11 protein-coding genes are annotated in these 14,054 nt (G+C 38.2%); all 11 read right to left on the minus strand.

The features are described from left to right. Window positions 1-135: 135 nt before the first annotated feature. A complete protein-coding gene (locus A3223_RS05005; protein ID WP_084109395.1) occupies window positions 136-1,215 on the minus strand; it encodes a cytochrome C in 1,080 nt (359 codons plus the stop codon). Between the two features lie 23 nt (window positions 1,216-1,238). Further along, window positions 1,239-2,249 carry a Holliday junction branch migration DNA helicase RuvB gene (gene ruvB, locus A3223_RS05010; protein WP_009294236.1) on the minus strand — a complete coding sequence of 337 codons (1,011 nt, stop codon included), beginning with the start codon at window positions 2,247-2,249 and terminating at the stop codon, window positions 1,239-1,241. 49 nt (window positions 2,250-2,298) lie between these two features. Beyond that, entirely contained in the window at window positions 2,299-3,405 is a 1,107-nt protein-coding gene (locus A3223_RS05015; RefSeq protein WP_084109396.1) for a sensor histidine kinase, read from the minus strand. Continuing rightward, on the minus strand, window positions 3,389-4,057 hold the full coding sequence (locus A3223_RS05020; RefSeq protein ID WP_084109397.1) for a response regulator transcription factor: 669 nt from the start codon (window positions 4,055-4,057) through the stop codon (window positions 3,389-3,391). Before A3223_RS05020 ends, A3223_RS05015 begins: the two co-directional genes overlap by 17 nt. Window positions 4,058-4,147: 90 nt before the next feature. Beyond that, window positions 4,148-5,083 carry an NrfD/PsrC family molybdoenzyme membrane anchor subunit gene (nrfD, locus tag A3223_RS05025; RefSeq protein ID WP_084109398.1) on the minus strand — a complete coding sequence of 312 codons (936 nt, stop codon included), beginning with the start codon at window positions 5,081-5,083 and terminating at the stop codon, window positions 4,148-4,150. Continuing rightward, window positions 5,076-5,639, minus strand: a complete 564-nt coding sequence (locus tag A3223_RS05030) for a 4Fe-4S dicluster domain-containing protein (protein ID WP_072595164.1) — start codon at window positions 5,637-5,639, stop codon at window positions 5,076-5,078. Before A3223_RS05030 ends, nrfD begins: the two co-directional genes overlap by 8 nt. Window positions 5,640-5,648: 9 nt before the next feature. Next, window positions 5,649-7,922 carry a thiosulfate reductase PhsA gene (gene phsA / locus A3223_RS05035; protein WP_084109399.1) on the minus strand — a complete coding sequence of 758 codons (2,274 nt, stop codon included), beginning with the start codon at window positions 7,920-7,922 and terminating at the stop codon, window positions 5,649-5,651. Between the two features lie 294 nt (window positions 7,923-8,216). Next, a complete protein-coding gene (locus A3223_RS05040) occupies window positions 8,217-9,704 on the minus strand; it encodes an anaerobic C4-dicarboxylate transporter (RefSeq protein ID WP_054196953.1) in 1,488 nt (495 codons plus the stop codon). Window positions 9,705-9,795: 91 nt separating this feature from the next. Beyond that, the gene (locus A3223_RS05045; RefSeq protein WP_084109400.1) at window positions 9,796-11,196 is read right to left on the minus strand and encodes an aspartate ammonia-lyase; all 1,401 of its coding nucleotides are present in this window, start codon (window positions 11,194-11,196) and stop codon (window positions 9,796-9,798) included. Window positions 11,197-11,857: 661 nt separating this feature from the next. Beyond that, window positions 11,858-13,447: an ABC-F family ATP-binding cassette domain-containing protein gene (locus A3223_RS05050; protein WP_084109401.1), complete on the minus strand. Its 1,590-nt coding sequence runs from the start codon at window positions 13,445-13,447 to the stop codon at window positions 11,858-11,860. Between the two features lie 61 nt (window positions 13,448-13,508). After that, window positions 13,509-14,054 (minus strand): DUF1287 domain-containing protein, encoded by a 546-nt coding sequence (locus A3223_RS05055; RefSeq protein ID WP_084109402.1) that lies wholly within the window; start codon window positions 14,052-14,054, stop codon window positions 13,509-13,511.

A 14,054-nucleotide genomic window follows, 5' to 3' on the forward strand; every position in this document is an offset into this window, starting at 1 on the left:
CATCAAGCTTGCAAAGCTAGCAAGTACGGCTAGGCTTTTGGCATTTTTAGCATGCTACTGGCGCTTAGTAAATTTAGATAAATTTATAGTTTTACGCAAAATTTCTAGCTCAAAAGCTCCTACAAATTTAGACTTTTACGTGCATTGAAAATTTGCCCCGATAATCTCGCATTCATCACAGACTTGAACATATATAGTTCCCTCGCCATCTACTAGACTTCCAAAAGGAATTTGTGCTAGATATTTCATGCTTTTGCTGCATTTTGGACATTTTAAATACTCAGCATCTTGCTCCCACTGCGGATATCCTCCAAGCAAAATTTCGCTATCTATCATATACGAGTAGTGAGCGCAAACCTCGCTGGCTAGCTCGAAATTTTGCCCATCTAGCGTTGCCACAGCATCTCTTAAATAGTCCTCACTCTCGCCCTCGCCCACTACCTCAGTTTGCACGCTATTGCCATCATTTTGGCAAAAATACTGCACCAAGCCCACACATGTTGGGCAAAATTTAAGCACAGCATCGTTTTTTAGCTCTAGTCCGAGTCGCTTTAGACTCTCTTTTTTGATGATAAATTCCAGCATCTCACCGCTACAAAATTTACATTTTTCATCGCTTAGTGCTTTAAATTTAATGCTTGTATCTACGTTTTGGCTTGGCCCACATGTAAAACACCTATCAAAAACTAGGCTTTTTATCTTACCACTCTCGTCAAAGCTCCAGCCAGCAACCTTGGCGTATGCGTCAGTATCGACGTGAAGCTTTGCCTTCCATGGCTTTGGCGCCTTATAGAGCTTAAAAAATAGCTCCCTCACCACCTCATCACCCTGCCATGCAAGTGCGCAAAGGATATGATTTATTTTTACGATATTTTCAGCGCCATTTAGACTATTTATGAGCTCATCTCTTACATCACTTGAGGCGTTTTTGTAAATTTCAAATGGATAGTATTCACACTCTTTGGTTACTTCTCTTATTATCTGCTCGTCGCAAATGCCGTGCAGGTAGAAAATATAGACAAGATCGCTATAAATTTCATCATATTTGCCTATCTCGTCTGTGTGAGCTAGGACATTTTTTAGCTTTTGCTTAATCTCAGCCTCGCTTAAGCCTTGATAAAACTCCAGCTTCTCTTTTTGCCTGCAATCATAGCAGATCCCATCAAAGTAAATCGTCCTTTGCTCGCACCTAGGACAAAGATGTGGCTCACCCATTTTTGCTCCAAATTTAAATTTCGCTACTCAAAAAGCCCTTTTTCGATATCGATCTTGACATTAAAGGTCTCAAAGCACTTCGCACTAGCGATCCTGCCCTTTGCGGTGCGCTCGATAAAGCCATTTGCAAGCAAATATGGCTCGATGACATCCTCAACCGTGCCCTCGTCCTCACTAAGTGCCGCAGCTATCGTGCTAAGACCCATAGGACGGCGCCTTGCTTGCATCAAAATTTCTAAATACCTAATATCCATCTCGTCAAATCCAAGTGAATTTACACCAAGTGCGTTAAGTCCCTCTTTTGCGCGCTCGTGGCTGATGATTAGCTCGTCATTTACCTCGGCAAAGTCGCGAATTCGCTTTAATAGTCTAAGAGCGATCCTTGGCGTGGCACGTGAGCGTTTGGCGATCTCAAGCGAGGCGTTTTTATCGCACTCTTTGCCAAGCTTAGCTGAGGCGATCTGCACGATACGGCTTAGCTCGCTGCTTGTATAAAACTGCAGCCTAAAATCCATACCAAAGCGGTCTCTTAAAGGCGCCGAGATCATGCCAGCACGAGTGGTGGCACCGATCAGCGTAAATTTTGGCAAGTCTATTTTGATGGTCTGAGCAGCTGGTCCTGAGCCAATTATAATATCAAGCCTAAAGTCCTCCATCGCAGGATAGAGCACCTCTTCGATAGCTGGGCTTAGGCGGTGGATCTCGTCGATAAAAAGCACGTCGCCCTCTTGTAAATTTGTAAGGATCGCCGCAAGATCACCACTCTTTTCTATCATAGGCGCTGCGGTCATTTTGATGCTTACGCCCATTTCGTTTGCGATGATGTGAGCAAGGGTAGTTTTACCAAGTCCTGGAGGGCCATAAAATAGCACGTGATCTAGGCACTCATTTCGCTTTTTGGCTGCTTTTATAAAGACATCTAAATTTTGCTTGATCTTTTCTTGTCCGATGTAGTCTTCAAATTTTGTCGGTCTAAGCGAGACTTCAAAGTCATTTTCAAAGCTTACTTTTTCGATTTCAACGATTCTATCCAAAGTTTTTCCTTCTAAATTTAAGGCTTCATTTTACGCTTTTATGCTTAATTTAAGCTCGTTTAAATTTATAATAAAAGGTGCTGCCCTTGCCATAGACGCTATCAACGCCGTATATAATTTCATGTTTTTGGCAAATTTCACTGACTATATTTAGCCCAAGACCAAAACCGCCTTGAATTTCATCCTCTCTGACGTATCTTTTCCAGACCCTTTTTACGTCCTTTATCCCATTGCCAAAGTCCTGCACGATAAAATTGATGCGATCTGCTTCAAGCTCTAAATTTACTATTATCTCGCTCTCTTTTTGGCTGTATTTTATTGCGTTTGTTATGGTGTTGTCGATGATGCGCTGAGCTTCAACTCTGCTTAGCATGGTAAATGCATCGCCTTCTAAATTTATCTTTATCTCGATGTGTTTGACATCAGCTACGCTTGAGAGAAATTTCACTCGCTCTATTATGTATTCACCTAAATTTAGCCGCTCGAGTGGAAATTTTATGTAGCCTCGCTTTATGAAATACTCAACATCTTCATAGGTTATTTGCATCTGTTTTAGGGCGTTTTTGATGCGAGTTATATACTTGTTTTCAAGTCCAAGCATCTCAAGGTTCATGCCAGCCACGCCAAGTGGGGTCTTTAGCTCGTGCATGGCGTCGTTAAAGAAGTTGTTCATATACTTTTGAAACTCTTTATAGGGCTTAACGCTACTTAGATATAAAAAATAGACGATAAAAAGCACCGCTACAAGGATGACAAGGAGCATAAGTGCCGCTAGAAATATACTTTTTTCATTATCAAGCTCTTTTTCAACGACAATATAATAAGGCGTTTTATCCTTTATAAAAAAGCTTTTATAAAACAAGAAGCCATTTTCTTCAAGTGTTACAAATTTAAAGTTGCTTGGCTGCTTGGTAAGATTTGAAATAATTGGATTAAAATTTACATCATAGATCGCAAATTTATACTTTAAAGAAGGAGTTATATTTTCATTTTTTAAAAACGAATTTTTGATAATGGTTTCATGCTTCATCGCACCAAAAAGAGCTTTTGAAGTGCTATTTTTTTGGCTTAAATTTAAGATCACAAAGCTTTGAAAACAAAAAAGCGACATTATGACAAATGTCGCTACAATCTGGATCTTAAAGCTCTTGTGCATCTATCTTGTAGCCTATACGCCTCTTTGAAGTGATAAAGTCACTGGTTGTTTTGTTTCTTATCTTTAAAACATGCATTCTGATATCAGCGCCTTCTATATCTTTATCATTCCAGACAAGATCTCTTAGCTCTTCCATGCTGACGTAAGAATTTAGATGTGAAACTAGGCACTCAACAAGTGCGACTTCTTTTGCACTAAGATCGACCATTTTGCCGTTTTTAAATAGCGCACGCTTGTTTAGATTAAAGCTAAACTCGTCATTGATCTTTACTATGTTTTTATCGTCAGTTCCATAGTATTTTCTCATAAGCTCAGCTACTCTAAATTTAAGCTCAGCAAGCTCAAATGGCTTTTTTAGATATTCATTACAACCAAGCTCATAGCCAATAGCCATATCGCCTATATCAACTAAAGATGTTGTTATCATGATAGGAGCATTTGGATTTAAACTTCTTATGTACTTGATAACTTCATGTCCATTTACACCAGGAACTTTTATATCGAGTATAAAAAGATGATAGAAATTTTTCTCTATCAGATCACACGCTTCTTGGCCATCGCTCACAGCTGTAACTTCATAATCAAGCGTCTGCAAAAACTCACAGACGCTCTCTTGAAACCCTAAATCATCTTCTAAAAGCAAAATTTTCAAATCTCTCTCCTAAAAAATAAGTCTTATTAAGATTTAGCCCTATTGTAATATTTAATAGGTAAATTCAAAATTAAAATTATTTTTTAAGTATTAAATAAAAATTTGCCCCGCATAGACAATGTAACACCTTAGCAAAAAGACGCCACATATTACGAATAATGCGTTAATCACGGCAAATTCGCGTTTAAAATCATGCACCTTTAAAACGCTTAAGTCTAAAATGATAGGCAAAGCCATACCAAAACCAATGACGCCAATATAAAACATCAGCCCAAGAGAATTTGCGCCAAGTGCGTTTGCTACGCTCTGCGCACCACTTGTGCTTGCACTTTTTACAACCATAAAAAGAGCAACTATGAGCAAAAACTCAGCAATAATCGCAAAAAAATCAAATTTTAATAAATAGTGTGCAATATCGTTTTGCCTTTTTGCCTTATCTTTTAGCACGCCTAGAAGCAGTGTAAATGCACCAGCACAGCTCAAGCCTGATACTAAAAATAATACTGGCAAGACTGATGTGTTCCAAAGTGCGATCTTGTGAGCTGCACTTAGCAAAAAGCCTGTATATGCACCAACGCCAATGCCTAGGATAAAAAGTAAAATTTCAAGTAGGCTTGAAAGCTTGCTAGCAAAATTTGCAACCACGTCAAAAAGAGAAATTTTAAGCAATGCAATCTCGTTTTTAAATGCGCCAAGCGCGTATATAACGCTAAGAGGTGTATAAACTAGAAGCAGCGCAACGCCTATTGACATGACTGAGTCGAAGTTGTAAAGCAAGAGTATCCAGTAAAAGCTAAGCGGCTTGCCAAGATCAAGCACCAAAAGAGCAAGTCCAAGAATGATCGCCACTGGAGCGATAAGAGCGGCTGCTTTAAAGTAATAATTCTCTTTTCCATATTTTTTTGAAATGAGCACAGCAACGATGCTAGCACCCGCACTAAGTCCTGCTAAAAATAGATAAACGGCTATCGGCCAGCCCCAGTAAATTTCAGAGTATTGAGCTAGGCTTCCTGACATGTTATTCATGGTGTGCTCCTTTTGTATTTGCGATCATCGCAAGTGAAGGTTTTGTATTTAGCTCCGCTTTTGGCAAGTAGTATTTACTCTCTTTTAATTTCTTTGAAATTTTAGAGTTTTCATCATTTACGTCGCCAAAAGTTAGGGCATTTGTAGGGCAGACGCTAACACATGCTGGCTCTTTGCCCTCTTCTAGCCTGCTCTCATAGCAAAATGTGCATTTGCCTATCTCACCATTTGGCAAGACGTAGCGAGCGTCGTATGGACAGGCTAGGATGCAGTATTTGCAACTAACGCAAATTCTATGATCAAGCAGCGTCACGCCATCAGCTGTTTTAAAACTAGCACCAGTTGGGCAAACCTCAACACAAGGTGCATCTTCGCACATAACACAGCTTTGACGTAAAAAATCAGTCTTTAAATTTGGAAATGTCCCACTCATCTTTGCATGCACCTGCAAGCGGTAAAGTCCCCTTGGTACGTTGTTTGCACTTCTGCAAGCTACCGAGCAGCCTTGACAGCCGATGCATAAATTTTCATCATGTATCATCATATATTTTTTCATTTTCTATCCTTACGCTTTACTTATGCTAACGCCAACATTTGTAACCATGGTTGCAGCCACTGGCCCTTCGGCTGGATTAAGAAGCACGCTTGTATTTAGCCCCACGTGATCTATACTCTTAAGAGCTGGGGTGATGTGTCCAAAGCCGTGATAGATAAAGAGTGTATCTTCTCTAATGCCCTCGGTCACCATGAGCTTGCCCTTTTGCTCGCCAAATTTATTTTTCACCACGACCATATCGCCATCACGTAAATTTTTACGTTTAGCTGTTTTTGGATTTATCCAAATTGGACTATCACTCATAAGATCATGAAGCGACGGTACCGCCTGAGTATGTCCATTGGTATGAATAGGTGTTTTGCCGCAAGTTAAGCAAAGATCATGTCCGTCAAATGTGTCCATATCTTTATCATTTAGCGCGCCATATCCTGCGAACTGCGCTTCGACATCAGGCAAAAATAGCTCTATCTTGCCGCTTTTTGTTTTAAGCTTAGCCATATCATCCATTAGACCATTTTCACCTATAAATTTAGAAGCGACTGGATATTTAGCAACAAATTTATCGATCATGCCTTTTTCTCTAAACAAAATTCCCGGCTCATCCCACGTTATAAAGCCATCTTTTTCCAGCGTAGCAAGTAAATTTACATCTCCGCCAGCTTGCTGCATCCTAAACTCACGTATGTCGTTCCAAGTGTAAAGCTCATCTATCTTCATGCGGCGTGCTAGCTCTCTAAAGATAAACGCCCCGTCTTTTGTGTCGCCAACTGGATCAATAACCTTATTTCTTATCATATAAGCTGGCTTTAGACCTGACTTATCCTCTATGCCCTCGTCGCGCTCAAGGTAGCTACTCTCAGGCAAGATGACATCAGCAAATGTCGCCATATCGTTTAGATAGACATCGCTTACCACGATAAAATCAAGCTTCTTCATCGCCTCTATGCTCTTCATCGTCTCAGCAACGTTTATTAGGTGATTAAAGCGGATGTTAAACCAGCCTTTTATGGCGTATGGTTTCTCGCTTAAGATAGCGTCATTTATATCCATCAAAACGCCATGTTTTCTACTTACAAATTTATGCCTACCAGTCTCGCCAGCAAAGTCTAGTCTAGTAACTTTTGGCACTTTAAATTTATCATCTGGATTTTTAAGAACTGGAAATTTATCCTCGCCGACTAGTTTATTAAAGGTTTTTGCATTTTTGCCACCAAAAAGACCGCCTTTAACCTCCCAGTTGCCCATCATCGCATTTGCCACCATGATGGCTTTTGTTCGCATATATTCAGCTCTTGTAGTGGTTGTCTTATGACCAAAATCAAAAATAACTCTTGGGGCAGCTTTATAAATTTCATCAGCGATTCGTCTAACATCACTTGCTTTTATGCCAGTGATCGCCTCTTGCCACTCAGGCGTTTTGCCCTCTACGCTTTTAACGATCTCATCAAAGCCAATTGTAAATTTTTCTATAAATTCCTTATCGTAAGTGCCATTTTGTATCCATGTATTTATGATAGCTAGCACAAAAGCTAGATCGGTACCAGGTCTAACTGGTAGCCACTCATCAGCTTTTGAAGCTACAACGCTAAATCTTGGCTCAAGCACAAGCAGCTTTGTATCTTTTTTAGCTGCAAATTTAGCAAGCTTTTTAGCATCAGCTATGACGATGCCTTCAAATAGGTTGTGACCAAAATTTACAACGTATTTTGCATTTGCAAAGTCTCTTTTTAGCTTAGCTATGCCATACATCTGCTCACAGACCATTTGATAGGTGATCGGACAGCACGAAAAGTGTGAAAAGCAGTTTGGCGAGCCGTAAGCTGAGGCAAAATTTACCATTAGCTTATGCGTTTGCGAGCTTTTACAGGTAAAAACGAAGCTTTCAGGGCCATACTTTTGCTTGATCTCAAGCATTTTTGAAGCAACTAGATCAAGTGCCTCGTCCCAGCTAGCCTCACGCCACTTATTTTCGCCTCTCTCACCAACCCTGATCAAAGGCTTTTTGACTCTATTTTCGTCATAAAGCTGACTAAAACCAGAGCCACCTCTTGCACAAAGCGAAGTCGCCGTACCGCCAGCTTTTGGATTACCGCTTAAGAAGCAAATTTTGTTATCAACGACCTTTGCTTCGATAGGGCATCTTGAAGAGCACATCTCGCAAAAGCTACGGACGTACTTCTCATCTTGCTTTGCAGCATTTTCCAAAGCACCACCCGGTAAGGACGATGCAACCATACTAACTCCAGCACCGAATTTTAAAAATTCTCGTCTATTTAAGCTCATCTTTCTCCCTTTAAAAGATATTTGCCTTTAGTTATTCTAGTATTTAAAGTTGAAAATAAAATTAAATTTTACTTAATATTTATATTTAGATTTTTAGTTTTAAAAAATAGGTATGCTAATATCAAAATGAATAAAATTATAAAAATTATAAATTTAATTAATATAATTTTTAACGCAATCTTATAAAAATTTTGAATATAAAATTTTGATTAAGGATTTTAAATAGAAATTAAAAATTTTAAAGGGATTTAAAAAAGCCGAGAGAGATCTCGGCTTAAGTTTGATTTAAAATACTTATAAAAGTATCGGAGCTATCAAAAATCCAAGTGCAACAGAAAAAGCAATAGCTAAAACGCCTGGAATAAAAAATGAGTGGTTAAATATATATTTGCCTATCCTAGTTGTTCCAGTATCATCCATTTGAACGGCTCCAAGTAGTGTCGGATATGTTGGCAACACAAATAATGCTGAAACTGCGGCAAATGATGCAACTAAAATATATGCGTCACCGTTATTTGCAGCAGTTAAGCCAAGTGCAGCTATGACCGTAGGAATAAGCGCCTTTGCGGTAGCGGCTTGAGAGTAAAGAAGCATACTAGCAAAAAATAGCGCAACAGCAAGCATAAACGGATAGTCTTTAACAAAATCGCCGGCAAAATTTTTGATCGCATCGGTGTGATTTACCACGAAAGTATCTCCAAGCCACGCTACACCTAGTACGCAGACGCACGCGGTCATACCGCTTTTAAATGTAGCTGTATTGAATAGCTTATCGACTTTAACGCCACAAGTTAGTGTGATTAAAGTAGCGATAACTAGCATAAAGCTCATAATAGCGTTATCTCTAGTTAATACCAACACCTTTGTAGGTTTATCTGGATCTTCTACATATTTTACATTAGTAGTTGAGTCAGTTTTGACTTTTATATCTTTTGCAACTAGTTCATTAAATTTATCTGGGCTTTTGGTCTCATAAATCTTTTCATAGCCTGTTACATAGCTTGGTTTTATCCAGCCTACGTTTTTACTAATAGCAGTAGCATATAAAACGACAGAGATAACGCCAACTAGGAATATTAAAACAGATAGTTTAGCTCCTTTTGGAAGCTCTTTTTTCTCTTCGATTTTAACATCTTTGATTAACCCTTCTTTAAGTCTTCTTTGATACTCTTTATCGCTACTTAGATCAAGATTATAAAATATATTTATAACAAGAGCCGTTAGCATACAACCAATAAAAGTTGTAGGTATCCAGATAGCTAATAGTAATGGATAACTAATGCCAAGTCCGCCCAAAGCATGCTCACCAGCCATAAATACAACCGCTGCTGAAACTGGGCTTGCTGTAATAGCTATCTGACTAGCAACAACAGCTATACTAAGAGGCGCGCTAGGTTTAATATTTTGTGTCTTTGCAACTTCGGTAATAACTGGAATCATAGAAAATGCTGTGTGTCCAGTACCGGCAAATACAGTTAGTAAATAAGTGACAACTGGGGCTAAGAAATTTATGTATTTTGGATGTTTTCTTAGTATCCCTTCGGCTATTTGCACCAAATAATCAAGGCCACCAGCTACTTGCATCGCTGTAATAGCAGCTATAACGGACATAATGATTAAAATAACATCCCAAGGTATACTACCTGCTTTTAATCCAAGTCCTAAAGTTAAAACTACGACGCCGATGCCACCAGCATAACCAATAGCCATACCGCCTAGTCTAACACCCAAGAATATCGCACCAAAAAGCACGATCAACTGTAATATCAATGAAATATCCATTGAAAACTCCTCTATTAAATTTTATAACTAAAATTTTTACTTAAGCGTGTCAGAATTTTGACACGCTTTTAATAATACTTTGCTTAAATTTCTACCTAACCATGCTTGGATTTAGCATATTTTTTGGCTCTAAAATTTTATCGATCTCTTCTTTGCTTAGATAGCCTCTCTCTAGGCAGATATCGCCAACTGCTTTACCAGTTTGAAGGGCTTCTTTAGCGATACTTGCAGATTTTTCGTAACCGATGTATGGGTTAAACGCAGTTACGATGCCAACTGAGCCTAGAACTGATTTTAAGCAAGCTTCAGGATTTGCTGTTAGTTTTCTTACAGCTTTTTCAGCTAGTGTTTTCATCGCGTTTTCAAGGATAAATATAGAGTTAAATAATGCATAAGCGATGCCTGGCTCAAATGCATTTAGCTCAAATTCGCCTCTTTCTGAGCAAAGCATGATAGTTACGTCGTTACCGATTACTTCATAGCACGCTTCGCCTACAACTTCTGCTATAACTGGATTTACTTTACCTGGCATGATTGAGCTACCTGGTTGCATTTGTGGTAAATTTATCTCACCTAGACCGCATCTTGGGCCTGAATTCATCAAACGAAGGTCATTTGCGATTTTTGAAAGTCTAACAGCTGCGGTTTTTAACGCGCCACTTACGTGAACGAAGTCTGCTGTATCTTGTGTAGCTGCGATGAAATCATCAGCTTTTTTGAAATCAACACCAGTTATATCTTTTAACTTTTTAACAACTACATTTTTATAATCAGGGTGGCAGTTGATACCTGTACCAATCGCAGTTGCACCCATATTTAGATATGTCATTGACTCGCGTGCAGCTGTGATCTTTTCGATATCGCTTTTGATGTAGCTTGCAAATGCATTAAATGTATTTCCAAGTGTTGTAGGAACTGCGTCCTCAAGCTCAGTTCTGCCCATTTTGATGATATCTTTAAATTCTTTTGCTTTTTTATCAAGTTCGTCTTTTAGTAGATTCATCGCAGTAAGCAAATCAGTAAGCTTTGCGTAAGTTGCTACTTTTATTGAGCTTGGGTAAGTGTCATTTGTGCTTTGTCCAAGATTTGTATGATCGTTTGGATGGATGTATTGATACTCACCTTTTTTATGACCCATGCTCTCAAGTGCGATGTTTGTAATAACCTCGTTTGCATTCATGTTTGTACTTGTTCCAGCACCACCTTGGACCATATCAACCACAAATTGATCTAAAAACTCACCAGCTATTACTCTATCAGCGGCTTTTGCTAGAGTATCAGCAATCTTAGGGTCTAAAACGCCAACCTCTTTATTTGCAAGTGCGGCTGCTTTTTTGATTTGTGCAAATGCTTTTACAAAGTATGGATACTCTTTTAATGTTCTACCACTCATGTGAAAATTTTCGGTAGCTCTAAATGTTTGGATACCATAATAAAAATCGTCAGAGATTTCCAACTCACCTATAAAATCGTGTTCTTTTCTGGTTGCCATAACCATTCTCCTTATAAAAAATGTATTAATGAAATTATATAGATATTTAATATTTTAAATATTAATTACTACTTATTTTTTTTAAGCTTTGACTTTTAACCTAGATAAAACGACTTTTGGAGAAAAATTTATAGTAGCTTTTAAGCTATATTTAATAATATAGCTTAGATAAATTGTTATTTAAATAATAATATCACTTTTTTATTATATAAAAAGCTCGTAATTAGCTCAAATTTATTTAAATTTTTAAGCTTAAAAGGTAAATATATAGAAAAATAACATAAAAATAAATATTAAATCACACTTTTTATATCCAAAAATATAAAAAATAAAGTTAAATTTTATTTCTAATATTACTTTAGAAAGTAAAAACTAAGTAAATATCACCATATTGCAAAGCAAATTTATTAAATTTTTAAATAGAGCCCTTAAACTAAGCATCATAAAAATATTATTTAATAAATTTTATTTTACAAATCTTACTAATGCTTTAGAAAATTCTTATTAATTTTCTTTCTTATTTATAAAGTCTTTTTATTGGATTTTGATAATTTTTATAAGCTATTTTTAATTTATATAGTTAGATTAATATTTGTAAGAATTTGTAGTAAATATAAATTTTAATCTTGCCCCTACAATCAGGAGCAAGAAATAACAAATTTTAGCTCTCAAGCCCTAAATTTGCTCTATACTCTTCGTATGTGCCTTTAAAATCAACCACTTCGCCACTACCTTTTAGGTGCAAAATTCTATTTGCAAATGCATCTATCAGCTCCCTGTCGTGGCTTACACAGATGACTGAGCCATTAAAGTTATAAAATGCCTCGCCAAGCGCGATGATAGCCTCGAGATCGAGGTGGTTGTTTGGCTCATCCATGACAAGCAAATTTGGTCTATGAAGCATGAGCTGAGCTAGTCTTACTCGGTGTTTTTCTCCACCACTTAGCGCGCCCACTGCCTTTTCTTGCTCAGCACCACTAAAGAGCATCCTGCCAAGGCACTTTCTAATCTCGTCGATATCCTTGTTTTTGGCATCTTGCAAGTATTCATAAAGCTTTAGCTCGCCATCTATCTTATTTACTGTATCTTGCGCAAAATATCCAAGCTCAATGGTCGCACCTATATGCACCTCGCCCGCGTCAGGCTTTATCTCGCCCATTATGATCTTACAAAGTGTGCTTTTGCCAACGCCGTTGTGGCCGATGATAGCTAGCTTGTCGCCCTTTTCGAGTTTAAAGTTAAAGTTCTCAAATATCACTTTATCATCAAATTTCTTACTTACGTTTTTAAGCTCAATTAGCTCATTGCCTATCTCGCGGTTTGCACGAAATAGAATGCTAGGATCACGCCTGCTTGAGACAGCGATCTCTGCTATGTCAAGCTTTTCAAGCTGTTTTGCACGAGAGGTCGCTTGCTTTGCCTTGCTCGCATTTGCTGAAAATCTCGCGATAAATTTCTCCAGCTCCTCTTTCTCTTTTAGCTTCTTATCACGCTCCATCTCATGCTGCTTTGCGATCAAATTTGCAGCCATATACCAGTCGTCGTAGTTGCCTGAAAACTCGCGAATTTTCTTAAAATCCACATCCAAAATATTTGTACAAACTCTATTTAAAAAGTGTCTGTCGTGGCTGATAACCACAAGCGTGCCCTCGTGGCGGTTTAGCTCGTTTTCTAGCCATGCGATCGCGTCTATATCAAGGTTGTTTGTTGGCTCGTCTAAGAACAAGATGTCTGGCTTTGGAAATAGCACTTGAGCTAGCAAAACCTTAACTTTATCTGAGTTTTCGACCTCGCTCATGAGCTTATCAAATTCATTTAACCCAAGCGAGCTTAAAATTTTTTCTATCCTAGTCTCGTACTCGTAGCTTGGGTCTTCTTCAGCACTTATCATCTCAAGCTCGCTTAAGCGCTCATTTATCTCATCTGTAAATTCCTCGCTCATATAGAGCTTTTCTTTCTCTTTAACGGCATCATATAGGCGTTTGTTGCCATAAAGCACCGCATCTTTTAGCGTGAAATTTTCAAACGCAAACTGATCTTGCCCAAGCACACCAACCTTTAGTCCATTTTCTATGATGATCTCGCCGCTAGTTGGCTCGATAGCTCCGCTTAAAATTTTTAAAAATGTCGATTTACCAGCGCCATTTGCACCGATTAGTCCGTATCTGTTGTGGCGATTTAGCTTTAAATTTACATCCTCAAATAGCAAACTGCTTGCAAATCTTTGAGTAAGTCCCCTAACTTCTAACATTATTTTTCCTTGAATTTATTTTTTGCGATTTTGCCTAAAATTTGATTAAAAAGCCATTTTGCTACTTTAGCCTAAAATGACCTGTGATCTTGTAGTTATAAAGTATATTTTCTTCTTGCACGCCAGAGCCGATATTGTGGATGACAAGCGGTATTTGGCCTTCAAATTTATCTGAGATCACACCGATGTGAGGTAAATTTTTTGGTAGCATCCATGTGACGATATCCCCTGGCAGAAATTTATTATCGCTCACCTCAAAATCTTTTCTTTTTAGATATGTAGCGATGTTTAAAACGCGCCTGTGATCGATGTTTTTATCAGCTTTTTTAAGGCCCCATTTTTTAGGATAGCTTGCGAAATTTCTACTCATATCTTCAAAAATGAGTCTTTGCAGATCCATCTCTTGATGCCGCAGCGCCCTTATCACAACATCGGTACAAACGCCCTTTTTGATATCCACGTCGCCCATTGGATAGGCGAGCCTTTCGTAGCTTGGATCGTAACTTAGTGTCACACCGATCTGCGACCTAGCATCATTTACAAATTTACTCGCCGAAAAGGCAAAAATTTGCGAGGCAAAAAGAGCTAAAAGTAGAAATTTCTTCAT

Origin of the sequence: Campylobacter concisus, assembly GCF_002092855.1 — a bacterium.
GTDB classification, from domain to species: Bacteria; Campylobacterota; Campylobacteria; order Campylobacterales; family Campylobacteraceae; genus Campylobacter_A; species Campylobacter_A concisus_AI.